This window comes from Nocardioidaceae bacterium (assembly GCA_018672315.1).
Classification (GTDB): Bacteria; Actinomycetota; Actinomycetes; order Propionibacteriales; family Nocardioidaceae; genus TYQ2.
Window position 1 is genome coordinate 597,472 of record CP076053.1, and the last position, 22,120, is coordinate 619,591.

Below are 22,120 nucleotides of genomic sequence, written 5' to 3' on the forward strand. Positions count from 1 at the left end.
TGCCCCTCGCGACGGCGTACTTGAGGGTCACCAGGTCGCTTCGTGGCACTCGCGGGCGGGGTCGACCTCGACCTGGAGGGTCGCATGCTCGATGCCGTGTCCGTCGCGCAGGGCCGCCTGGGCGCCGCTCAGCACGGTCTGGGTGTCGGCGCTGTCCTTCACCACGAGGTGGGCCGTGGCGACGTTCATGCCCGAGGTGAGCGTCCAAGCATGGAGGTCGTGGATCTCGGCCACCCCCGGCAAGTTCTCAAGGTCGTGCACGACGGCCTTGAGGTCAACGTCGTGGGGTGCGTGCTGGCCCAGGACAGCCAGGACCTCACGTCCCAGGATCACGGCACGGACGGCGACGAACACGCCGATCGCCACGGCAACCAGGGTGTCCCACAGGCCGTCGCCGGTGAGGCCTACGAGTACGCCGGCCACGAGGACGCCGACACTGCCGGCCGCGTCAGCCATCACTTCGAGATAGGCGCCCTTGACGTTGATCGACTCCTGGGCACCGCCCCGGAGCAGCACGAGGCAGGCAAGGTTGATCGCGAGACCGATGGCACCGACGATCATCATCGGACCGAAGGCCGGCTCGACGAGCTCACCAATGCGACTGATCGCCTCCACCACGACGTAGGCGGCAACCCCGAGCATGATCAGGACGGTCAGTCCGGACGCGAACACCTCGGCCCGGTAGGAGCCGTAGGTGCGACGTCCCGACGCATCGGGTCGAGTGGCAATCTTGGTGGCCACCAGCGCCGCACCCAAGGCGACCACGTCCGCGGCCATGTGGCCCGCGTCGGAGATCAGCGCGAGCGAACCACTGACAAGTCCGACGGTCAGTTCGGCCACGAAGAAGCTCGCGACGAGACCGAAGGCGAGGGCGAGGCGCCACCGGTGACGACCGCCCGCGTGTCCATGCCCGTGCCCGGCGCCCATCAGAGGTCATCCCCGGCCGTCGGACAGTCGGTGGCGGCCTCGAAAGTGACCGCGAGGACGCGTTCGGCGGCCGCCAGCACGTCGCGCACCGGGACTCCCGGGGTCAGCGAGAACACGGAAGCGCGCCCGCGAGGCCGAGACTGCACCAGCCCGCAGTCGCGCAGGCACGCCAGATGCTTGGACGCGGTGGACTGCGCGAGGCCGAGGTGGTCCACGAGGTCGACCACCCGGTGGGGGCCCAGGTGAAGGTGGCCCAATATCGCCAGCCGCGAGGGATCACCCAGGGCACGGAACAGCGCCGCGGACGCCTCCGAGTCCCCCCGGCCCACCTTCCGAACTGCAGTATCGCCTATTGGCGACATCATCGTCATGCCACGATGCTAAGGCCATTGAGTTGCCGATGTCCACGCACTCCGACCGGATTGCTACTATCGCGCATAGTAGACCAAGGAGAGGCGGAGACCAGTGCGGAAGCAGACCAAGGGAGCCCTCGGGGCCGGCGCGATCGTGGTGGCGGTGCTGGCAACCCTGCTGCTCGTGGGTCAGACTCGTGAGGACGACGGCGGCGCAGCCGCGGTGGAGACGTCGACCCAGGAGAGCGCCCTGGTCCGCTCGGACAGCCGCGTCCTCGGCGAGGAAGGTTCGAGCGACGTCACCTTCGTGGAGTTCCTCGACTTCGAGTGCGAGGCCTGCCGCGCGGCGTACCCGATCGTGGAAGATCTGCGGCAGAAGTACGCGGGCGAGGTGACCTTCGTGATCCGCTACTTCCCGCTGCCGGGCCACTTCAACTCCGAGCGGGCCGCGCGGGCCGTGGAGTCTGCCGCCCGTCAGGGAGAGCTTGAGGCGATGTACAGCAAGATGTACGAGACGCAGGAGAGCTGGGGCGAGGCCCAGGAGCCGCACGACGAGCTCTTCCGCAGCTTCGCCGAGGAGATCGGCCTCGACATGGAGCAGTACGACGCTGACTACGCCTCCGAGGAGGTCGCGGACCGGGTGGCGCGCGACCTGGAGGACGGCACCACGCTCGGTGTCCAGGGGACGCCGACCTTCTACCTCGACGGAGAGCTGTTCCAGCCCGAGACCGTGGACGACTTCTCGGCCGCTCTCGACGAGGCGCTCGCGGAGTGAGGCAGGAGCGCCGACTCGCCGCGGGGCTCGTCGTCGCCGGGCTGGTGGGTCTGGTGGCCTCCGCGGTGCTGTTGATCGAACGGATCCGGTTGGCCGAGGACAGCGAGTACGTCCCCACCTGCAGCATCAACCCGATCATCAGCTGCGGTTCGATCATGGAATCGGCGCAAGCCGCGCTGCTCGGCTTCCCAAACCCGCTGATCGGGGTCGCCGCCTTCCCGGTGGTGGTAGCCACCGGCGCCGCGCTGCTGGCCGGCGGACGACTTGCCCGGTGGTACTGGCTCGGCCTCCAGGCCGGCGTGACCGCGGCGCTCGGGCTGGTGGCGTGGCTCGTGTTCCAGAGCCTGTACCGGATCGGGGCGTTGTGCCCCTACTGCATGGTCGTGTGGGTGGTGGTGATCCCGACGTTTTGGTACGTGACGCTGCGCAACCTCGCGAGCGGGGCGTTCGGGCAGAAGGCAGCGTCAGCCCGTGGGACCACCGTGGTGCGGGAGTGGCACGCGCCGGTCTTGCTGTCGGCCTACCTGCTGGTGGTCGTCCTCATCGCGGTCCGGTTCTGGTCCTACTGGTCCACGCTGCTGTGACGCCTGGGGACCGATCATGATCGACGATCTGCAAGGGACTGTCCTCGACGGCTCCCTGCTGGCCGCGCTGCCCATCGCGCTCGCCGCGGGACTGCTATCCTTCTTCACCCCGTGCTCTCTGCCGCTGGTGCCGGGCTACCTCTCCTACGTCGCGGGGATGGCCGGCGCGGAGTCCGAGGTGACCCGCGAGCTGCGCGGGGGCCAGCCCGCGCGCCGTTCCCGGACGGTGCTGGGAGCGGCCCTGTTCGTGCTGGGGTTCGCCGTGGTGTTCACCAGTTACGGCGTGGCGTTCGGTTCACTGGGCTCGCTGCTGCTGGCCCACCAGGAGACCATCTGGCGGGTCGCCGGCGGCATCACCATCGTGTTGGGCCTGCTCTTCGCCGTTGGCGCGGATCGGCTCCCACTGCTCGGCCGAACGGTTCGACCACGGCTGACACCGCGGCTCGGGCTGGCCGGCGCACCCGTGCTGGGCGCGGTGTTCGCGGTCGGCTGGACGCCCTGCATCGGTCCCGCCCTGGCCGCCGTGCTGACTCTCTCCACGACGTCTGCCACCGCCGAAAGAGGAGCTGTCCTGTCCCTCGCCTACGCCCTGGGTCTCGGGGTGCCCTTCCTGCTCGCCGCTCTCTCGCTGACGCGCGCAATGGGCGTGTTCGCCTGGGTGCGACACCGCTCCCTCTGGATCACACGCGGGGGCGGCCTGTTGCTGGTCGCCGTCGGGGTACTGCAGGTCTCCGCCGTCTGGTCAGAGATCGTGGCCGCCGCCCAGACCCTGGTTGCTGGCTGGCAGGCTCCGTTATGAAGGCAGTCACGAGATTCGCGATCTTTCTCGCTGCCATCGGCCTCACTCTCGCCGCGGTCGTGTGGTGGACGTCGTTGTCTCGGTCTGAGACATCCACCCCCGGCTCCGGAAGCTTCGACAGTACTGACGTGGTGCAGCAGTACGAGCCGCAGAACCGGCGTCCCCTGACGCCGTTCACCGCGCAACTGCTGGATGGCACGGAATTGGACAGCGACGACCTGCGCGGTCGACCCGTAGTGGTCAACGTCTGGGGCTCGTGGTGTGGTCCGTGCCGGGCCGAGGCGCCGATCCTCGCGCGCGTGGCCCGCGACTTCGAGGGCCGGGTCCGCTTCCTGGGGCTCAACGTCCGCGACAGTCCCGACGCGGCGCGCGCGTTCGAGCGGGCTTTCGAGGTCCCCTACCCCAGCGTGCACCCTGACGACAGTGCTCGTGCGATCCTCGCCTTCGGCGGCTCCCTCACAGCCACCGCCGTGCCGACGACGGTCGTGCTCGACGGCAACGGTCGCATCGCCGCGCGCGTGGTGGGGCAGGTCGATGGCTCTACCCTGCGTGGTCTGGTCAACGACGTGCTCCAGTCGTCCGCGACACCCTCCGACGGCTCCTCGAGTTGACCTCTCGAGGGCTGCGCACCGCCCGCGGCCCCATCCTGCTCGCCGGCGGCACGGGTGGCGCGGGTAGTTCATAGAGGGGCTGGTCGCCTACGCCGTCACGTGGGCACTGCCGTGCCTCGACCGCGGAGTCATTTCGGACGAAGAGCCGCCGACAGCGGCTGACAGCCTCCCGTCCCTACCTCGGCTCGACTCCATGCCGACTCGTCACCGGCGGTCCGACGCGTGTTCGAGCCGCGAGCCACCTCGGCGTCGCGCGCTCTTCCCACGGGCCCGTCGACCGGGTCGGGTAAGACCCTGGACGACGGTCGCCCTGAACGTCCGGAGGAGGCTTTTAGCCCCGAGTTGGAGGTGCCGCCAGCGAGCAGCAGTCCCGCGTGGCCGCTTCGATCGCCGGGGCCAGGGCGAGCCCGACCGGGACGGACAGGGCAGCCACCGCGGCCGCACCCACCAGGAGGCCCATCCCCCGGCGCGGTCGCTCGGGCGGGGCAGTCAGCCGCCGCACGCGCTGCAGGGCAGCGGTGTCGCTGGCCGCCAGGGCGGCCTCGGGGCGTACGCCCGTGCCGAGGGCCACCAAGGCATGTGCCAAGGAGCGACGGTCGTCGACGCTGGACGCCGCATCGTCGGCGGTCATCTCCAGGAGCACGGTCACCTGGTCGTGGGCCTCGGCGAACAGCGGGACCCAGCGGAACGTCCGCCGGAGCGCGTTGGCGTAGGCGAGCGCGAGGTGGTGCCGGGCACGCAGGTGTCGGTGCTCGTGACCGAGAACGAGCTCGCGTTCATGGTCGGTGAGGATCTCCAGGGCCGCCGTCGACAGTACGACGGTGCCCGATCCACCGGGCAGGCAGTAGGCCACCGGGACGGCGTGGTCGACGACGGTGAACCCTTCGGGATGGCGGTTGCCCACCAGACGCAGCGCTGCGCGCTGCGATCGCCGCAACCGGCCCGTCCGGCGGAAGGCTCGTGCCGTCGTGACCGCCAGCAGTCCCGCCCAGACCGCGACCATGCCAAGTCCGGCGACCCCCGGCCAGATCCCGAGCGGGGTCTCGTAGTGCTCGACGACGGTGATGGTGTGGGCGTCGAGCACGTAGGCCAGCGAGAACCTCATTGGCAGGAACGGTAGGGCCAGGGCCACCGCGGCGAGCAGGATCGCCAGGACGACGGAGGTGGACAACGCCTGCCAGCCCACGATCGCGGCGCGGGGCGCCCGTGAGGACCACCCTCGACGGAGAAATCGGGCACCGAAACCGCCGACCGTCGAGGCGTAGGCGACCAGGAGAAGGGCCGCGATCACGAGGACTCGTCCGCTCGCTCGGTCAGCGCGGCGAGCAGCTCGGCCGCCTCCTCGGACTCCATCCGCCCGACCAGGTGCATGAGCGCCGCAGTGCGGTCATCGCTCTCGGCCAGCACCTCCTGCAGCATCGCGGCCGTGTGCTCCTCACGCGAGGAGACCGGCGCGTAGGCGTAGGCCTTGCCCACCTTCTCCCGCTGGACCAGCCCCTTGGAGTGCAGGTGGTCCAGGACCGTCAGCACCGTGGTGTAGGCCAGAGGGCGGTCGTGGCTGATGTTCTCGAGCACCTCGCGCACCAGGGCGGGGTGATCCAGCCCCCACAGGTGCTGCATGACCGCTGCCTCGAGCTGGCCCAGCTGCCTCACGAGCGGCCTCCCGGTTCTCCACTGTCTGCGTCGCTGTCGATGGGGCTACGAGGCACCATCGTAGGCGGAGGCGGTCGTCGCGCGGGATCGGCGTTGCCGAGCCCGCGTAGATACTCGTTGTACGCCGTCAACTGTCGATCCTGCTCTCGTGCCTCCCGGCGGTCGAAACGACGCCGCTCCCGACCATCCGCCTGTACCCACGACACGAGCAGAGCGGCGGCCACGACGGCCAGCGGGTACTCCCCCAGCGCCCATCCCAGCGACGCTCCGAGGTACTGGTCCTCGAGCAGGGCGGCTCCCCCGCCCCCGTTGAGGAGTCTGAACCAGTCCTCGGCCAACACCGTGTTGCTGGCCATCAGGCTGACGGCGAAAAGCGCGTGGAACCCGAAGGTCACCATCAGGAGCAGGGCCCGCAGCGGATAGGCCGGCCGCGGCAGACCGGGGTCAGCGCCCACCACGACCTCGGCGAAGAGGTAGCCCGCGAACAGGAAGTGCAGGATCATCAGGACGTGGGCGGTGTGGGACTCCAGCGAGGTCTCGAACAGCGAGGAGTAGTAGAACGCGACCATGCTCACCACGAACATCCCGGCTGCCACGATCGGGTGACCGAGGAGCTGGACCGGCAGCGAGTGCACGAGTCGGAGCACCCACTCACGCGGTCCGTCGGAGCCGTCGTCGCGACGGCGCAGCGTGCGCAAGGCGAGGGTCACCGGGGTGCCCAGGACGAGGAAGACGGGCACGGCGGTGGCGATGGTCATGTGCTGGACCATGTGCATGCTGAACAGCACCCGGCCGTAGGACCCCGGTGCGCCGTTGGTCGCCCACAGGAACAGCACGCATCCGAGGACCCAGCACGCTGTGCGCAACCACGGCCACGCCACCCCGCGCCGATGCAGCCGCCGGACCGACCAGAGGTACCACCCGAGACCGGCGAGCCCGAGCGGCAGGAACAGGGTGTCGGTCTCCCAGGACGTGAACCAGCCGCTGGCGTCCAGTGGGCCCGGAAGCGGGCGTCCGAGCAACGACTCCGCCGTGGTGAGCGGACGTTGACTCCCCGGCGGTGCAGGGGGGGCAGTCCTGCTCAGCGCCACGCCCAATCCCGCCGCGCCGAAGAGCACGGCCAGCTCGACGCCCACCAGCCGCCAGAACGCGCCGGGCGCGCCAGCGTCGAGGCTCGCCAGCGTCCGATGGCGGTGCCACCACCCGGCCCCGACGAGGGCCACCACCGTAGCGACCTTCAACCCGACGAGCAGCCCGTACGACGAGACCACGGAGTCCCACGCGGGCAGCCGCAGCCAGGCCCCCGCCAGACCCGAGGCAGCCACGACGACCAAGCACCATCCGGCCAGGGTCGAGTACCGCGCGACGGTGGGACCCAGCTGCTGGCCCAGCTGCCGTCGTACCACGACCAGCGCCAGCAGGCCGCCCGCCCAGACGGCGATCGCGAGCAGGTGGAACATCTGCAGGTTCACGGCCGCATCGTGGTCGAGCGTCCCGGCCGCGTGTCCCGTGAGGGCGATCGGCCACAGCCCGACCAGCGCGAGGACAGTGGTGAGACCCAACCCCGACGGATGACGGCTGAGGGCAGCGCAGAGCGCCACCAAGGCGGCAAGGCCGGCTCCCCAGAGTGCGTAGCGGCCGAGCTCGAAGCTGGTGCCGAAGTACGTGGCCTGCTCGAGGAAATCGGCAGAGCCCAGCGCGGCGCCGGAGGCGTCGGAGTAGGCCAGTGCCACCAGCGCGCCGCTGGTGACGGCCCAGACGGCGGCGGCGAGCTGGGCCCCTGCCACGAGCCGAAGGCGGGCGCCGGTGAGCTTCTTCTCGTCGCTGCCGGGGGCCGGGGCGATGCAGGTGGCGGCGAGCACGAGAGATCCGACGGTCGCCATCGCCGAGACGTCCCTCAGCGCCTGGATGAGCGGCAGCCCCACCCTGGTCACAGCCCCGGGATCGGGCAGACCCTCGACGCCCAGGGGAGCCAGGGCACCGGTCAGGCCGGCAGCGAGCAGCGCCACCCCGATGGCCCACGCCGGAGAGGCCAGCGCCACCATCGACGCTGCCCGCGGCCGACGGGCCACGTCCGCCGTGCTCACTGATCTTCCTCGTCCCGTCTGAGGAGCCTCATCGCAGCCATCACAACAAGGAGGAGCACTCCAAGCACGACTGCGGGAGCCACGACCAACAGCCATGGGACGCCGCCGTCCTCCTCGTCCGTCTCCGGGATCTGCTCCATCGTCTCGGCTTCTTGACCTTGCGGGGTCGGCGACGTCGGCCTGGCTCCCTGTTCGTCCGGGTTGTCGGCGGGGAGCACCGTGAAGGAGGTCTCCCCCGCAACGGGGTGGCCGTCCGTGGACACCACCCGGAACGCGGCGCGCCATCGCGAAGCGTCGCCGGGCTCAGCAGCCTGGGAGGCCGGGACGGTCGCCACCAGCGTGCTGGGCGAGCGGCCGTTGGCCAGCTCCAGCTGGGTGGGGTCGCCACCGTCGACGGCGAGAGTCACGGTGCTGAGTCGGGGGTTCATCTCCTCGGAGAACTCCAGGACGAGCTGGCGCGGCGCCCGGTCGAGCCGCAAGCCGTCGGCGGGGTCCACCGAGATCAGGTCGGTGTGGGCTGCCGCGGGCGCGCCGAGGAGGACGACGGTGAGCACGCCGCAGGTCATCGCCAGCATCGCGGTCCATGTCATCGAGGCCGGCGAGCGCCTTCTCCCGCGGCTCACCAGTGCGCCCTTGAGATCAGGTAGAGCGCCAGCAGAGTGGCGACCAGCGTGAAGAGGCCGATCACGATCGTCGAGAGCCCGGAGACGTCCATCCGTCACACCCCTGCGTACGAGTGAAGGCCCGGGATCCACAAGTTGACCCCGAAGAAGTTGAACAGGAAGGCCAGGAAACCCGCCACCGCGAGCAGTGACGCCCCGCGACGCCAACCCACCGTGGACAGTGCGTGGAGGTGTGCGGCGTAGAGAACCCAGGTGATGAAGGCCCAGGTCTCCTTTGGATCCCACCCCCAGTAGCGTCCCCAGGCGTTCTCGGCCCAGACCGCGCCGGCGATGACCGCGAAGGTCCAGATCGGGAAGGCGACCAGGTGCACCGTGTGGGCCAGGTCGGCGAACGGGTCATCGTCGCCGTCACCACGCCGTCGGCGCACCAGGTGGGCCGCCGTGGCGAGGGCTCCGACGGTGAAGAGAGCTCCGGAGATGATCGCCGCTGCCACGTGGACGACCAGCCATCGGGAGTTCAGCACGGGCACCAGGTCGTCGACGGGGGTGTAGAGGGACGTGACCGACACCCCGAGCAGTACCAGCACGACGGCGACGAGCCACGCCGCGAGCGCGCCAACGTCGCGACCGCGCTGGTAGAGGAGGAAGGCGACGGCAGCGGCGGCCGAGCCGGTGAGCCCGAACTCGTACATGTTGCCCCACGGCGCCCGTCCCGCAGCGAGTCCGCGTGCCAGGACCGCGAGGCACACCAGGACCGTGCCCAACACCACGAGGGCCAAGGCCGCGCGGCCGGTGCTGGCAGCGCGCCCTGAGGTCGTCCCGGCAGGCCGGCCCGTGTCATCGGCGTCACTCGGCACGCCACCGACCCCGGCCAGGACCCGCGACTCCCGGGCGGCGGAGGTCCGCGCGAGGGCCGCGGCTGTGGCGTACAGGACGAGCGCCAGGGAGAGCACCGCCAGGGCGGAGGTGACCAGGGCATCGGAGGCACCTGCCAGGTCGAGTTGCTGCGTCATCGCTCCTCTTCTCGTCGTCTGTCTGGGGCGCCCGACAGTCCAACGGCCGTGGCCAGCACCGCCAGCTCATCGGGGGGAAGCGGCCGGCGGGACAGCGAACGCCCGGCCAGCTCGAGCAAGCCGTCGTCGCCCCGCCGCACCCAGACCCGCCTGCGGCGTACCGCCAGTGACGTCGTCAGACCACCGAGCAGCAGGATCGCGGCAACCAGTGAGATCTCCTTGCCCGCATCGCGGGCGACCTGGAAGTTGGCGAACTGGGACACGCCGTCGAACGTGACCGAGCCGAGTCCGTCGGGCAACCGCACGGTCTGGCCGGGCGCCAGCGACACTCGCCACGGCTTCCCGTCACGCTCGACCCGGTCGAGGTCGGTGAAGTCGAGGGTGAAGACCGACTGGGGGCTGCCGTCGTCGAGGCCCAGGTCGGCGGTGTAGGCGCTGAGCTGGACGATCGGGTTGACCAGGCCCGGAAAGGCCGAGACGCCCATCCCCTCCGGTCCTTCGACTCCCGTGGGGAGGAACAGTCCTTGGAGCGCCAGCGAGGTCGGCCGGGCGTCCGGAACCTTCACCACACCGTCGGAGGTGAAGGTCTGGTCCACCGGGAGGAAGATCGTCGGTCCCGACGCGGCCACGTCGCCGTTGCCGTCCCGCACGGTCAGCTCGGGCGCATAGCCGTGGCCGGTCAGGAAGAACTTCGTGCCGCCGATGTCCAGCGGCCGGTTGGGGCGGACGGCGTAGGTGCCCTCACCCGCCTCGGCTCTGCGGTAGGACACGGTGGCGTCGAAACCACGGGGTTCCCCGAACCGGGGGCCGTCGGTCTCGTACTCGGCGGCGAAGTCCTCGAGAGTGAACTCCAGCGGCTCGAGGGCGGTGAGGTCGGCCCACGGTGCTGGGGTGAGCGCGTCGTACGACGACGCGACGTTGGCGAAGGTGGACCTCTCGACCACCGCGACGCGCCCCTCGTAGCCGAAGAGACGGCCGCCGGCGACGCCGACCAGGAGCACGAGCAGGGACAGGTGGAAGGCCAGATTGCCCAGCTCGCGTACCTGCCCCTTCTCGGCTCGGACCTCGTCGCCGTGGCGCACCACCCGGAACCGTCGGCGACGCAGGTGGCGGACCGCCGCCTCGAGGGCGTCCTCGACCTCGTCCACCTTTCCGCGGGCGTATCCGTCCTCCTTGCTCAGGCGGCGCGACGCAGCCGGCGGGGCCGAGCGGACCTCGCGCCACAGTCGAGCGCACCGGGGGACGACGCAGCCGGTCATGGAGATCAGGAGCAGCACGTAGATGGCGGCGAACCACGGTGCGCTGTAGACGTCGAAGAGCGAGAGTCGATCTAGCCACGGCGCCAGGTCGGGGTGCTCGCGGTAGTAGTTGGGGACCGCCGAGGGATCGCTGGCCACTCCGCGCTGCGGCAGAAGCGACCCAGGGACCGAGGCCGAGGCGAGCAGGATCAGCAGCACGACGGCCGTGCGCATGGCGGTCAACCGGCGCCAGGTCCAGCGGGCCCAGGCGACCAGTTCGGACGGCCGCTCCGACGGGGCACCCAGGTCGGAGTTGGGCAGGGGACGCTCCGCGACGCCCTGGGCGCCCGATGCACGCGGTTCCTGCGACTCCACCCCGACATACTATCCGGCATAGTAGGTGCAGGGTCAGGAGGTGGAATGGTCACGCGAGGCGAGGCGATGGTCGCAGCTGTGGTCGGTGGGCTCACCCTCGCGGCTGCCTTCCCACCGTGGTCGGTCCCCCTGGTGGCGCCGCTGGGGGTGGGCGCCTTCTTCCTCACGGTGAGCGGGCGTGGTGCTCGCAGTGGCGCGGTGACCGGGTTCGGCTTCGGCCTGGCGTTTGTCGGTCCGGCCTTGTAGTGGTTGAGTGCGTCGATCGCGCCCGGGGCGTGGGCTGCGCTCGTGCTGCTGCAGGCGGCCTGGCTCGCCGCATTGGGGGCGGGGACGGCACTAGTGCGGCCCTTGTCGTTCTGGCCGGTCTGGGCGGCCGCGCTCTGGACCCTGGTCGAGGGCGTCCGGTCGGCCGTCCCCTGGGGTGGCCTGCCGTTGGGGGCGGCTGGGCTACACCGCCGTGGACACCCCCTGGGCCGTCTCGCTCGCCCTGGTGGGCGTGGCTGGGACCAGCGCCGTGGTGGCTCTGGCCGGCGCCGCCGTGGCGGGAACTGTCGAGGCCGTCCGTGCCCGACGTCCCGTCGTGGTCGTGACTCGGCCGGTGCTCGTCGGGTGCGTCGCCGGCGGGGTGCTGCTGCTGGTGTCGGTGGCGTGGCTTCCGGAGGAGCGCGCCGAGGCTGCCTCATCTCGGCCGAGGTCGGTCAGCATTGCCGTGGTCCAGGCAGAGGTGCCCGGCGACGGCACGGACGTCGCCGCGCATCACCGGGAGATCACCAGCACCATGCTCCTCGAGACCCGGCGGCTGGCTCGCACGTGGGGCGCAGCCGGTCCGGCTCCGGACCTGGTCGTGTGGCCGGAGAACGCCACGGCCGTGGACCCCGCCACCGACGGCACCGCGAGGGACGCGCTTCTGACCGCGGTGCAGGTCTCTGGCGCCCCAGTGCTGGCCGGTTCGATCGTCGACGGCCCGACGACCTCGACGGCGCTGAAGCAGGCCATTGTGTGGACCAGCTAGGGCCCCGCGGGTCGCTACACCAAGCAGCACCTCGTGCCGTTCGGGGAGTACGTTCCGCTGCGCCCGCTCGCGACGCGGATCTCCGCCCGCGTGGCCGAGATCGAGCGGGACATGGTGCCCGGCACCGCGCCCTCGCCGCTCGTGGTCGATGACCTGGCGCTGGCCGAAGCGCTGTGCTTCGACGTCGCCTACGACGAGGTCCTGCGCGAGCAGGTGGCCCAGGGCGCTCAGCTTGCCGTCGTCCAGACCAGCAACGCCATGTTCCTGGGAACCGCGCAGCCAGAGCAGCAGTGGATGCTCACCCGGGCCCGCGCGATCGAGCTGGGCCGGTCGGTCGTCGTGTCGTCGATGAACGGGATCTCCGGGGCGATCGCGCCCGACGGCCGTGTGATCGTTCGCCTTCCCACGGCGCGGTCGGGGGGCGCGGTCGCCTCCGTACCCGTCGAGAGTGGTACCACGCTCGCTGTCCGGCTGGGTGCGTGGCCGGCGCGCACTGTCTACGCCCTCGGCATTGCGAGCCTGCTCGCGGCCGGCTGGCGCGCTCGTCGCAAGGGGGCTACCGACGCGTGACCAACCAGCGCGGCACCCGCGAGGCGTAGGCCTCGAAGTCGGCGCCGAACCGCGCTCGAAGCGCGGCCTCCTCGTCCGGGACCTGGACCCGGTCCATCCAGGCCACGAACCCGACCAGCGGAACGATGGTGCGCGCTCGACCCGACCACAGCGCGTGCGCGAGCAGTACGCCGGCCATCCCGACGTACATCGGGTTGCGGGTGCGACCGTTCAGCCCGTCGGTGACCAGTGCGGAGGGTGCGGCGCCGGGGCGCGGGTCTACGGTCGTGCGCCGCGCACGGAACCGCAGCACCGGTGCGACGAGGACGCCCGCAGACGCGACAGTGGTGGCAGCCGCCACTGTGCGCCGCGCACTGCGCCCCCTGCGGGAGGCCGGTCGTCCGAGGAGGCGTTGCGCCAGCGCCGCTGCCAGGCACAATCCCAGCGGTGGCACGCCAGCGCCGGCGTCAGGCCGGCTCATCGCCGCGCTCCACTGGTCGCCGCGGGTTGCGGGGCTCCGGGTGTTGTTGGCATCGCCGGGCGGGCCGTCGCGGCGTCGCGGCGTACCCGGGCCGCGCGCAGGCCGTTGAGGATGACGAGGACCTCGGCGAGCTCGTGGACCAGGACGACCTCGGCGAGCCCGAGGGTTCCCACCAGCGCCAGCGGGACCAGGACGACGATGATCGCGAGGGCGAGGCCGATGTTGCCGGTCATGATCCGGCGCCCGCGGCGGGCGTGGTCCAGGGCGAGCGGGATCTGTCGCAGGTCATGGCCGGTGAACGCCACGTCGGCGGACTCAACCGCCGCGGCCGATCCGGTGACGCCCATCGCGATGCCGACGGTGGCGGCAGCCAGGGCCGGGGCGTCGTTGATGCCGTCGCCGATCATGGCAGTCGGGACTCCCTCCGCGCGTGCCGCCACCTCGTTCGCCTTGTCCGCAGGAAGCTGCTCCGCGCGTACGTCGGTGATACCGGCCTCGCGGGCCAGCGCCTCCGTGGTCCGCTGGTTGTCGCCGGTGACCATGAGAACGTCGATGCCGCGCTCCCGCAGCATGGAGACCGCCTCGGCGGCCTCGGGGCGCAGCTCGTCGCGGATGCCGATCACGCCGGCGATCTGGTCGTCGACCTCGACGACCACGATGCTCATCCCCTGCGCTGCCATGTCCTCGGCGTTCTGCTGGAGGCCCGTCGGGGCAACCCAGCGCGGGCTGCCCACCCGTACGACCCGGCCCTCGACGGTGCCGACGACCCCGTGCCCCGCGCGCTCCTCGACGCCGGTCGCCGGCGCGGCCGCGCTGCTGGCAACACGGACCGCCTCGGCGAGCGGGTGGGTGCTGGTCGCCTCGAGCGCCGCGGCGTAGCCGAGCACCCGGTCGCGCGAGAAGCCCTTTGCCGTGGCCACGGCGACGACCTCGGGCTGGTTTCGGGTCAGGGTACCCGTCTTGTCCAGCGCCACCGTCGTGACGGTTCCCAGCTGCTCGAAGGCCTGTCCGGACTTGATGACCACACCGAGCCTGCTCGCCGAACCGATCGCCGAGATCACGGTGACCGGCACCGCGATGGCCATGGCGCACGGCGACGCCGCCACCAGCACGACCAGCGCCCGCTCCAACCACATGCCTGGGGCATCGGTCAGCAGACCGAGGAGCGCGACGCTCGCCGACAGGAGTAGCACGCCGGGGACCAGCGGCCGGGCGATGCGGTCGGCCAGGCGCGCTCGGTCGCCCTTCCGGGCGTGGGCCTGCTCGACAAGCCGCACGATCTGCGTCAGCGAGTTGTCCGTACCGGCGGCGGTGGCGCGGATCCGGAGCGTGCCGGAGCCGTTGACGGATCCGGCGGACACCTCATCCCGAGGCCCGACCGCGACCGGGATCGACTCGCCGGTGATGGCGGAGGTGTCGAGGCTCGAGGCGCCCTCCTCAACGACACCGTCCGTGGACACGCGCTCGCCCGCACCGACGACCAGGATGTCGCCGATCTCGAGGTCGACGGCCTTCACAAACTCCTCGTGGCCGCGGCGCTCGATCTTCGCGGTGTCCGGGATCAGCGCGAGCAGTGCGCGGAGGCCGTGCTGCGCCTTGTCCATGGCACGTTCCTCGAGCGCCTCTGCGATCGAAAACAGGAAGGCCAGGGCCGCGGCCTCGCCGAAGCGCCCCAGCGCCACGGCACCGACAGCGGCGATCGTCATCAGCAGGCCGACACCGAGGCGGCGATTCCGCAGCCGTCGGAGAGCGCCCGGCACGAACGTCCACGCCCCGGCCGCGAGGGACCCGATCTCGAGAGACAGTTGCACCCGCTCGGCGTCGAGGCGGCCGACCATCAGGCTGGCTACGAGCAGCACGCCGGACAGGACGGGAAGCAGGAGCGTCCGGTCACGCCACCACGGCGTGAGCTCCTCGTAGGTCAGCGGCTCCTCGGGTGAGACCGCCCGCGGCCCGCAGCAGTCGTCGTCCGGCGTGTGCCCCGACGCGACGTCGGAGCGCCCCGCTTTGGTCGACGGGGTCTCAAGAAGCGAGAGGGTCGGACGCCCGTCGGACGAGCGAGCTGGCTCGTCGGGTCCGCAGCACTCGCGGCTCATGCCTCTGCCTCCAGGCTGCAGCAGCCTAGCGGGCAGGTCTCGCCCAAGCACCCGGAACCGTCGTCGACCGCGACCACCACATCGAGCAGCAGCGAGATGGCCTCACCCAGATGGGGATCCGCGATGCGGTAGTTCGTGCGCCTGCCCTGTGGCTCCGCGAGCAGGAGGCCGCATCCCAGCAGGCACGCCAGATGGTTGGAGACGTTGGTCCTCGTCAGGCTCAGCTGCTCCGCCAGGAGGGCTGGGTAAGCCGGCTCCTCCACGAGCTTCATCAAGATCCGGGCACGTGTCGGGTCGGCCATGGCTCGCCCTAGACGAGTCATCACCTCGACCCTCGAAGCTATGGTCAGCACACGCTGACCATAGATGCGGGCAGGATCGGTCAGCAACCGCTGACCCGTCCGGGGAGCGGAGGCTCCCGTCAGCGGAGCCGTCTTCAGCGCCTGCTGGCCACCTCGGCGCTACTGCGTGACGAACTCGGTGAAGTAGATGTCCATCAGCTCCCCCTCGTACAGCTCCAGGATCCGCTCCTTCAGCTCCGACTTGAGGGCGTCTCGAGACTTGGTGTTGGCGACCTCATCGACGGGCAGCCCCGAGAAGACCTCGATGGTCGCGTCGAGGGCAGGGCTGCCGTCGACCTCCTCCTCGACGTCCAAGGTGGCCTGCAGAGCGATCGCCACTCGCAGGTAATGACCATCCGCCAGGTTGACCTGGATCGGCTCCAAGGCCACCACTTCGCCCGGCTCGGGGGCCACCTCGGGAGTCGGCCTGAGCAGGAGCCAGTACGCCGCTCCCCCGACGACGGCGACAAGCAGCATCGCGACGATCAGCTTCTTGCGCAGAAGTCCCTTTCGCCCCTCAGTTGCGGCCTCTTGTGCGTCGACCATTTCTCTCCCACTTCCGGCTGATGACTCACTCGGTGATGCGTCTCCCCCGACCTCGGAATCGGCCACCAGTCGCCAGACCTGAGGCATCTACTACCTCGCATAGTTGACGTCTCCATCTGTCAGTGCTTCACTCGGTGACTTCTCGGGCGTCGACGGCCTTGAGCCTCGGCGGCTACCCCCGTCAGCAACAGCGAAGGATCAGCGCGGTGGCCACTAGCCACAAGCGGGACACCGGTGCCGGTCGTGAGCAATAGTCAAGACCTGTGGACGGCGTGTTCACGCGACTTGTTGATCACCTCCTGATTCGGCGGCCGGGTCGTCGTCTCGTTCGACCAGGACCCCGTTCTTGAACGTCGCGCCGGCACGGACAAGCGCGACGAGGTGAGGTGCGTTGACGGCACGCCACCGGGCTTGTGCGGACTCGATGAGTTTGAACGCCATCGCGATACCCGCGGCGCGCGAGCCGGGGCCCTTGGTGACGCGCTGACGCAGCCGCACGGTCGCGAACGTCGACTCGATCGGGTTCGTGGTCCGCAGATGAACCCAGTGCTCGGCCGGGTAGTCGTAGAACTCCAGCAGCACGTCGAGGTCGTCGGTGATCTTCGCGACCGCCTTGGGCCACTTGACCCCGTAGTCGGCGGCGAACGCCTTCACCGCGGCGGTGGCGTGATCCTTGTCCTCGGCGTTCCAGATCTCCGTGAGAGCAGCCTTCGCGCCGGGCTGGGCGGATTTCGGGAGCGCGTTGAGGACGTTGGCGATCTTGTGGAACCAGCACCGCTGCTCGCGGGTCTCGGGGAACACGGTGCGCACGGCGGCCCAGAACCCCAGCGCTCCGTCACCGATCGCCAGGACCGGTGCCCGCATCCCGCGGCGCTTGCAGTCGCGGAGCAGGTCGGCCCACGACTCGGTCGACTCCCGGTGTCCGTCATCGAGCGCGATCAGCTCCTTCGAACCGTCGGCACGGACACCGATCATCACCAGCAGGCACACCTTGTCCTGCTCGAGGCGGACCTTGAGGTGGACCCCGTCGACCCACACGTAGACGTAGTCGGTGCCGCCCATCGACCGTCGGTTGAACGCGACCGCCTCGTCCTGCCAGTCCTTCGTCAGCCGCGTGATCGTGGCCGGCGAAAGTCCCTGCGCCGAGCCGAGGAACTGAGTCAGCGCCGGGGCGAAGTCGCCCGAGGAGAGTCCGTGCAGGTAGAGCAGCGGCAACACCTCGGCGACCCGCGGCGACTTCCTGGCCCACGCCGGCAGGATCGCCGAGGCGAACCGCTTGCGCTCGCCGGTGGTCTCGTCGGTGCGCTTGTCGTTGACCCTCGGCGCGCGGACCGTGATCGCACCCGCTGCCGTGGTCACCTGTCGTTCGTTGTGGTGGCCGTTACGGACCACCAGACACCGGCCGTGCTCGTCGACCTCGTCGGCGAACGCCTCGACATAGGCAGCGACCTCGGCCCGCAGTGCCGCGGCGAGCATCTGCCGGGCGCCGTCGCGGACGATCTCATCAAGCAGCGACCCACCGGCCGCCTCATTGGACGCCGCGGCGTCGTGAACTACCTTGAGCATTGGGTGCACCTTCCCGAGCCGGCGCGCCAACGCCGACCCTGATCCGAACTTGAGCATCGGCTCCGATCTTGCTCGGGAGGTGCGCCCGCTTCACGTCACCCCGCCGAGAGCCATCCACAGGTTCTGATCATTGCTCCCGAGCGGGGTCAGCCCCAACATCGCGGCCGTGCACCAGGCCGTGTGTGCCAACTTTCCCGAGATCACGACGTACGGCACCTTTCGCGGCGATGGCGAGCACGCCCAAGGTATTGCCGTCGACATCATCGTCAGCGGGTCCCGGGGACAGGAAGTCGCCGACTTCGTGCGGGCCAACTTCTCCAACCTCGGCGTCAACTATGTGATCCACGCGCAGCGGATCTGGTCAGTGGATCGGGCTTCAGAGGGCTGGCGATTCATGGAGGACCGCGGCTCTGTCACGGCCAACCACTACGACCATGTTCACGTAACCACCTACTGATCCCCTGCCGACTCGAGCCTGCCCGCGAGTGCTGTGGCGCGGTCGCGCATCTGCGCTGGATCGCACCACGGCCTCTGCCACGACATCCCCGGGTTTCGTGCGCGCAGGTGCAGTGCGGGGACCGTGCCGGGGAGCCACCCTTGGCGGCGGGGTTGGCGACAGGGCGCGCGTCGGGCATCGGAAGGTCCTCCAGCTCGGTGAGGTGCGACCGGACCGACGAATTGCCGTCGTCCCCCAGCTTCGCGTCATGGCGCTGACACCTTCCAGGTGCTCCGCCGCGACCAACACCATGCCGCCCAGCGTTCGGATCGCACCTTCGAAATGGTTGGACCTGACCTCGACACCTTCCGCCCTTTGCGGACGGTGTGCGGCCCACGCGCGGCCCCAGCGGCGCGAGTTGCAGTCTTTGCGCAGGTCAGACCGGGTCCATTGTCAGAACTACGACATCTGAGCGAGCGCCCGAGCGAGCTTGCTCGTTCGTGGCGCGAGCGATGATGTCGTCGTAGGAGCGAAGCTCCGAGCACGACATCTGAGCCCTGATCCACCGATGTCGAGTGGTGGCGTGAGCGTGGCGTAGAACGAGAATGCCCTCCTGAGCAGGGAGGATCTGGATTGCGACGTCCGATCCGAACCACTCAAGAGGGGCACCTCGTAAGTGAAACCTTCTCACACGATCCGGCCTGTGTTCGATGACCCGAACCTGGTGTCGGCAGCCGGTCTGGTCCCGGCGCTGCGGCTGGCCGAGTCGGCCGGGCTCTACGACCTTCTCGACGACCTGACGGTGGCCTCGCCGAACGCTGCTGCGAAGACCGCGTCGGTGGTCGGCGGGATGCTCGCCGGTGCGGATTCCATCGATGACCTCGACCTGTTGCGCCACGGTGGGATGGGCCGACTGTTCGCCGGGGTCCGGGCACCGTCGACGCTGGGCACGTTCCTGCGCTCGTTCACCCACGGGCACGTGCAGCAGCTCGACAAGATCAACGCCGGGCTGCTGGCCGGACTCGCGACCCGGGTGCCCGGCCTGCTCGCCGGTTCGGACGCGGACGGGATTGCGTTCGTTGATGTCGACGACACCGTCCGCGAGGTCCACGGCTACGCCAAGCAGGGAGCGGCGTTCGGGTACACCGGCCAGCGCGGTCTCAACGTCCAGCTGGCGGCGATCTCGACTCCGACCGCAGCACCAGTCATCGCCCGCGCCCGGCTCCGCAAGGGCAACACCGCTTCCGCGAGGGGCGCCGGCAGGTTGTTGGCCCAGGTGATCACGACCGCCCGCGCCGCTGGCGTGACCGGTCGGATCCTGGCGCGTGCGGACTCCGCCTACTACGGGCACGCGTTCGTCGGCACCGCCCTGCGGCACAAGACGTGGTTCTCGGTGACCGCGCGGATGACGCCGAGCGTGACCGCGGCGATCACCAGCATCGACGCAGGTGCCTGGAAGCCGATCGAGTACCCCAACGCGGTCTACGACGAGGACGAGCAACGCTGGGTCAGCGACGCCGAGGTCGCCGAAGTTCCCTTCGTGGCGTTCACCGGCCGCCGCAAGCGCGAGCACGTCCGGTGTCGTCTGGTCGTGCGCCGGGTCAAGCGACTCCAGCCCCTGGCATCGGACGGGACCGAGCAGGGCGAGCTGTTCGCGACCTACCGCCACCACGCCTTCATCACCAACAGCACACTTTCGACCGTCGAGGCTGATCAACGTCATCGTGACCACGCGCTGGTCGAGCAGGTCATCGCCGAGCTCAAGGATGGTCCGCTCGCGCACCTGCCGTCGGGGAAGTACGCGGCCAACGCCGCCTGGGTCTCCCATGCCGTGATCGCGTTCAACATCGCCCGCGCTACCGCGGTCGCTGCCTCGATGCGCACCGCCCGCTGGGCAACCCTGCGCACCCGGATCATCAACATCCCCGGCCGGATCGCGACCACCGGCCGGCGCCTCGTCCTGCACCTTCCCACCCACTGGCCGTGGGCATCGCGCTGGAAACTGTTGTGGTCGACCGCGTCCGGGCCACCAGCCCTTGTCACGACCTGACCACCCAGCCAGAGACGGCGCGACCGAGGACCTCGAAGTGGAAAAGCCGGCACCGACCGGCAGATCAGCCACGCCCCGAGACCAAGCGACGCGAAGGCTCCACCGGAATCACCGACCACAAATCAACGGTGGTGGATCCGGGCTGAGCGAGCGTCGTAGTCGTTGAACGGCCCCTGACCTGCGGAGACGCGGGATCGGGGGCCGCTCTCGTCGTGTAGCGAGGCTCAGCCTCGCGGCCGGCCGTAGCGCAGCCAGTCGGGCAGGGCCGAGGTGAAGGCAGCCCGCACATCCGCCCTGCTGGTCGCGGTCCAGTCGACGACCCCACCGACCTCGGGCTCGACCTTTCGCCACTCGAACCAGTTGACCATGCGGAGCCACGGGAGCTCTGCGGCGTTGCCGGGCGCCAGCACCTGCTCCCACCAGCTCTGCTTGATCTCCAGCTCGTCGGCGCCGTCTCCGCCCGGGACGTACAGGGCTGCGGTCTCGGTGATGGCGACGGGAAGCCGCTTGGCGGATCCGTAGGTGCGATAGAAGTCCGGGACCGCCAGCTCGTCGCCGGCCGTGCCGTCATAGGTGCCTCGCAGCATGTCGACGAACTTGCCCTGCTCCGACACCTCGTTCTCGCCCCACGGGTAGGTCGCGCCCCAGTGGTAGAGGGACATGCCGACCCAGTCGACGTACCGGCGTCCCGGCCAGTAGGGCGCGTACGGGTCGTCCTCCTCGGTGACCGAGCCATCGCCGTCGGTGTCGAGAGCCATCGCGTCGCCGGATCCGGGATCGGCCTGATGGGCGCCGCCCGCGAAGGGGTAGCCGCCGCCGTAGTTGGGAGCCCACATGACCGCTGTCCCGGCCGCGTGCGTGTGGATGGCCGCTGCGACCCGACGGAAGGCCGCGACGTACGTCTCCGGCTGCTGTCCCCACGGGTACCAGGACCCGTTCATCTCGTGCGCGAAACGGACCACGACCGGGACACCGCTGCGGTTGTAGCCCGCCAGTTGGCGGGCCAGGGAACGTGCCCGGGCCACGGTGACCGCTGCCAAGCCGTCGTGCGGCTCCAGGGTGAGGAGGATGCGGCTCCCTTCCTCGCGTGCCTGGTCGACGGCCTGATCGGTCCACACGCGCTCCTGGGCTGTCATCGGGAAGCCCGCGAAGGCGACGGCGATGGCCGGTCGGTGACCGAGCCGTCGCGAGTAGCGAGCCAGGGAGTCCTCGCCCCAGTCGATCGAGGCCCCGAACCACGCGGTGCCGCGCGCCGGCACCGACACGTCGTCGACCGGCGCCGCGTCCAGGTGCTTCGTCGGACGCTGCGACGGCTCGAATCCCGGCAGTGACGAGCAGGCCGTGAGGACGGCTGCGAGCGCGGCGGCCGACAGGGCGCGCCACGTCCCGGATGCCATGGGATGAGGATAAATCGGGCGCAGCGACGGCGTGGCGGAACGGGCGTTCCCCCTGGAGAGATCCGGCGAAGCCTCCGGTGACGAGCACGGACATCCGTACGGCCGGGTGGTCACCCCGGCGTACGCGACCGCTCGTGCTCACCCGACGGCGCAGTGCGCCGCCGCCGGGCAGCGTCGCGAGGATCCAGCGAACCATGGCGTCGCGACGCCGTGTGTTGCTGGGCACCACCGAGCGCGGGTTGACCAGGTCGTGGTAGCCGAAGGCAGCTCACCCCAGCGCGCCCACGGCGTCGGCCAGGCCGGCGCCGGTGCGACTGGGCGACGCCGCCGCCAGACCGGCGGCGCAGAGCGCGTGCACCGCGTCGGTTCAGACGCCGATGGCCAGCACCTCGGGGGTGGGGCGGGCGCCCGAGAGCACCGCCTGGGTGAGGTGACGCGCACTGAGGGCGCGGCCCACCACGATCATGGTGCGGTCGCCACCGGTCTCGACCGCGCTTCGCACCGGCTCAGGTCTGGTCAGCATCGCCACACCCCATGCGAGCCGCAACAGCTCGAGGCGGCGCCACTGCACGTCGCCGGCGGCGGGTCTCAACGCATCTCTCACACGC

The 22,120-nt window shown here is 70.3% G+C and carries 24 protein-coding genes; 9 read left to right on the top strand and 15 right to left on the bottom strand.

What is annotated here, in order from left to right:
* Window positions 1-27: 27 nt before the first annotated feature.
* Together KLP28_02820 and KLP28_02825 are read right to left on the bottom strand one after the other, a co-directional pair.
* Window positions 28-927, bottom strand: a complete 900-nt coding sequence (locus KLP28_02820; protein QWC85710.1) for a cation diffusion facilitator family transporter — start codon at window positions 925-927, stop codon at window positions 28-30.
* The gene (locus KLP28_02825) at window positions 927-1,298 is read right to left on the bottom strand and encodes a metalloregulator ArsR/SmtB family transcription factor (GenBank protein QWC85711.1); all 372 of its coding nucleotides are present in this window, start codon (window positions 1,296-1,298) and stop codon (window positions 927-929) included. The genes KLP28_02820 and KLP28_02825 overlap by 1 nt, the downstream gene beginning before the upstream one ends.
* Before the next feature lie 94 nt (window positions 1,299-1,392).
* Here KLP28_02825 and KLP28_02830 point away from each other — a divergent pair, with 94 nt between their 5' ends.
* Genes KLP28_02830 through KLP28_02845 form a run of 4 tightly spaced genes read left to right on the top strand, consistent with a single transcriptional unit; the run spans window position 1,393 to window position 4,049 of the window.
* Entirely contained in the window at window positions 1,393-2,055 is a 663-nt protein-coding gene (locus KLP28_02830) for a DsbA family protein (GenBank protein QWC85712.1), read from the top strand.
* Complete coding sequence (locus tag KLP28_02835) at window positions 2,052-2,639, top strand: vitamin K epoxide reductase family protein (protein QWC85713.1); 588 nt, start codon at window positions 2,052-2,054, stop codon at window positions 2,637-2,639. Before KLP28_02830 ends, KLP28_02835 begins: the two co-directional genes overlap by 4 nt.
* 16 nt (window positions 2,640-2,655) lie before the next feature.
* Entirely contained in the window at window positions 2,656-3,438 is a 783-nt protein-coding gene (locus KLP28_02840) for a cytochrome c biogenesis protein CcdA (protein ID QWC85714.1), read from the top strand.
* Window positions 3,435-4,049, top strand: a complete 615-nt coding sequence (locus KLP28_02845) for a TlpA family protein disulfide reductase (protein ID QWC85715.1) — start codon at window positions 3,435-3,437, stop codon at window positions 4,047-4,049. Before KLP28_02840 ends, KLP28_02845 begins: the two co-directional genes overlap by 4 nt.
* Before the next feature lie 331 nt (window positions 4,050-4,380).
* Here KLP28_02845 and KLP28_02850 read toward each other — a convergent pair whose 3' ends face one another.
* From KLP28_02850 to KLP28_02875, 6 genes are all read right to left on the bottom strand, one after another.
* Window positions 4,381-5,340: a M56 family metallopeptidase gene (locus KLP28_02850; GenBank protein QWC85716.1), complete on the bottom strand. Its 960-nt coding sequence runs from the start codon at window positions 5,338-5,340 to the stop codon at window positions 4,381-4,383.
* Entirely contained in the window at window positions 5,337-5,702 is a 366-nt protein-coding gene (locus KLP28_02855; protein QWC85717.1) for a BlaI/MecI/CopY family transcriptional regulator, read from the bottom strand. The genes KLP28_02850 and KLP28_02855 overlap by 4 nt, the downstream gene beginning before the upstream one ends.
* Window positions 5,699-7,789 (bottom strand): bifunctional copper resistance protein CopD/cytochrome c oxidase assembly protein, encoded by a 2,091-nt coding sequence (locus tag KLP28_02860; GenBank protein QWC85718.1) that lies wholly within the window; start codon window positions 7,787-7,789, stop codon window positions 5,699-5,701. The genes KLP28_02855 and KLP28_02860 overlap by 4 nt, the downstream gene beginning before the upstream one ends.
* The gene (locus KLP28_02865) at window positions 7,786-8,379 is read right to left on the bottom strand and encodes a copper resistance protein CopC (GenBank protein ID QWC85719.1); all 594 of its coding nucleotides are present in this window, start codon (window positions 8,377-8,379) and stop codon (window positions 7,786-7,788) included. The genes KLP28_02860 and KLP28_02865 overlap by 4 nt, the downstream gene beginning before the upstream one ends.
* Before the next feature lie 128 nt (window positions 8,380-8,507).
* Window positions 8,508-9,425 carry a cytochrome c biogenesis protein CcsA gene (gene ccsA, locus KLP28_02870; GenBank protein QWC85720.1) on the bottom strand — a complete coding sequence of 306 codons (918 nt, stop codon included), beginning with the start codon at window positions 9,423-9,425 and terminating at the stop codon, window positions 8,508-8,510.
* Window positions 9,422-10,897, bottom strand: coding sequence for a cytochrome c biogenesis protein ResB (locus KLP28_02875; GenBank protein ID QWC86762.1), 1,476 nt, complete (start codon window positions 10,895-10,897; stop codon window positions 9,422-9,424). The genes ccsA and KLP28_02875 overlap by 4 nt, the downstream gene beginning before the upstream one ends.
* 186 nt (window positions 10,898-11,083) lie before the next feature.
* Between KLP28_02875 and KLP28_02880 the strand changes: the two genes are divergently transcribed.
* From KLP28_02880 to KLP28_02890, 3 genes are all read left to right on the top strand, one after another.
* Complete coding sequence (locus KLP28_02880; GenBank protein QWC85721.1) at window positions 11,084-11,284, top strand: hypothetical protein; 201 nt, start codon at window positions 11,084-11,086, stop codon at window positions 11,282-11,284.
* A gap of 211 nt (window positions 11,285-11,495) precedes the next feature.
* Entirely contained in the window at window positions 11,496-12,050 is a 555-nt protein-coding gene (locus tag KLP28_02885) for a hypothetical protein (protein ID QWC85722.1), read from the top strand.
* 33 nt (window positions 12,051-12,083) lie between these two features.
* Window positions 12,084-12,620: a hypothetical protein gene (locus KLP28_02890; GenBank protein ID QWC85723.1), complete on the top strand. Its 537-nt coding sequence runs from the start codon at window positions 12,084-12,086 to the stop codon at window positions 12,618-12,620.
* Here KLP28_02890 and KLP28_02895 read toward each other — a convergent pair.
* The 5 genes from KLP28_02895 to KLP28_02915 all read right to left on the bottom strand — a co-directional run bounded on the left by KLP28_02895 (window position 12,607) and on the right by KLP28_02915 (window position 17,629).
* A complete protein-coding gene (locus KLP28_02895; protein QWC85724.1) occupies window positions 12,607-12,912 on the bottom strand; it encodes an isoprenylcysteine carboxylmethyltransferase family protein in 306 nt (101 codons plus the stop codon). The genes KLP28_02890 and KLP28_02895 overlap by 14 nt on opposite strands.
* Window positions 12,913-13,076: 164 nt before the next feature.
* Entirely contained in the window at window positions 13,077-15,176 is a 2,100-nt protein-coding gene (gene cadA, locus KLP28_02900) for a cadmium-translocating P-type ATPase (GenBank protein QWC85725.1), read from the bottom strand.
* Window positions 15,173-15,529 carry a metalloregulator ArsR/SmtB family transcription factor gene (locus tag KLP28_02905; GenBank protein ID QWC86763.1) on the bottom strand — a complete coding sequence of 119 codons (357 nt, stop codon included), beginning with the start codon at window positions 15,527-15,529 and terminating at the stop codon, window positions 15,173-15,175. The genes cadA and KLP28_02905 overlap by 4 nt, the downstream gene beginning before the upstream one ends.
* A gap of 108 nt (window positions 15,530-15,637) precedes the next feature.
* Entirely contained in the window at window positions 15,638-16,063 is a 426-nt protein-coding gene (locus KLP28_02910; protein QWC85726.1) for a flagellar basal body-associated FliL family protein, read from the bottom strand.
* 276 nt (window positions 16,064-16,339) lie between these two features.
* Window positions 16,340-17,629 (bottom strand): IS256 family transposase, encoded by a 1,290-nt coding sequence (locus KLP28_02915; protein ID QWC85727.1) that lies wholly within the window; start codon window positions 17,627-17,629, stop codon window positions 16,340-16,342.
* Window positions 17,630-17,795: 166 nt separating this feature from the next.
* Between KLP28_02915 and KLP28_02920 the strand changes: the two genes are divergently transcribed.
* Together KLP28_02920 and KLP28_02925 are read left to right on the top strand one after the other, a co-directional pair.
* Window positions 17,796-18,086 (top strand): hypothetical protein, encoded by a 291-nt coding sequence (locus KLP28_02920; GenBank protein QWC85728.1) that lies wholly within the window; start codon window positions 17,796-17,798, stop codon window positions 18,084-18,086.
* A 655-nt stretch (window positions 18,087-18,741) separates the two neighbouring features.
* Window positions 18,742-20,115 (top strand): IS1380 family transposase, encoded by a 1,374-nt coding sequence (locus KLP28_02925; protein ID QWC85729.1) that lies wholly within the window; start codon window positions 18,742-18,744, stop codon window positions 20,113-20,115.
* Between the two features lie 224 nt (window positions 20,116-20,339).
* On the opposite strand, the gene KLP28_02930 is transcribed toward KLP28_02925, so the two are convergent.
* A complete protein-coding gene (locus KLP28_02930; GenBank protein QWC85730.1) occupies window positions 20,340-21,512 on the bottom strand; it encodes a hypothetical protein in 1,173 nt (390 codons plus the stop codon).
* A 367-nt stretch (window positions 21,513-21,879) separates the two neighbouring features.
* Window positions 21,880-22,116: a hypothetical protein gene (locus KLP28_02935; protein ID QWC85731.1), complete on the bottom strand. Its 237-nt coding sequence runs from the start codon at window positions 22,114-22,116 to the stop codon at window positions 21,880-21,882.
* Between the last annotated feature and the right edge of the window lie 4 nt (window positions 22,117-22,120).

Coding starts and splice junctions, on each gene's coding strand:
- KLP28_02820 (QWC85710.1), bottom strand. CDS start 927: ATGGGCGCCGGGCACGGGCATGGACACGCGGGCGGTCGTCACCGGTGG.
- KLP28_02825 (QWC85711.1), bottom strand. CDS start 1,298: ATGACGATGATGTCGCCAATAGGCGATACTGCAGTTCGGAAGGTGGGC.
- KLP28_02840 (QWC85714.1), top strand. CDS start 2,656: ATGATCGACGATCTGCAAGGGACTGTCCTCGACGGCTCCCTGCTGGCC.
- KLP28_02845 (QWC85715.1), top strand. CDS start 3,435: ATGAAGGCAGTCACGAGATTCGCGATCTTTCTCGCTGCCATCGGCCTC.
- KLP28_02865 (QWC85719.1), bottom strand. CDS start 8,379: ATGACATGGACCGCGATGCTGGCGATGACCTGCGGCGTGCTCACCGTC.
- ccsA (QWC85720.1), bottom strand. CDS start 9,425: ATGACGCAGCAACTCGACCTGGCAGGTGCCTCCGATGCCCTGGTCACC.
- KLP28_02875 (QWC86762.1), bottom strand. CDS start 10,897: ATGCGCACGGCCGTCGTGCTGCTGATCCTGCTCGCCTCGGCCTCGGTC.
- KLP28_02880 (QWC85721.1), top strand. CDS start 11,084: ATGGTCACGCGAGGCGAGGCGATGGTCGCAGCTGTGGTCGGTGGGCTC.
- cadA (QWC85725.1), bottom strand. CDS start 15,176: ATGAGCCGCGAGTGCTGCGGACCCGACGAGCCAGCTCGCTCGTCCGAC.
- KLP28_02910 (QWC85726.1), bottom strand. CDS start 16,063: ATGGTCGACGCACAAGAGGCCGCAACTGAGGGGCGAAAGGGACTTCTG.
- KLP28_02915 (QWC85727.1), bottom strand. CDS start 17,629: ATGCTCAAGGTAGTTCACGACGCCGCGGCGTCCAATGAGGCGGCCGGT.
- KLP28_02930 (QWC85730.1), bottom strand. CDS start 21,512: ATGGCATCCGGGACGTGGCGCGCCCTGTCGGCCGCCGCGCTCGCAGCC.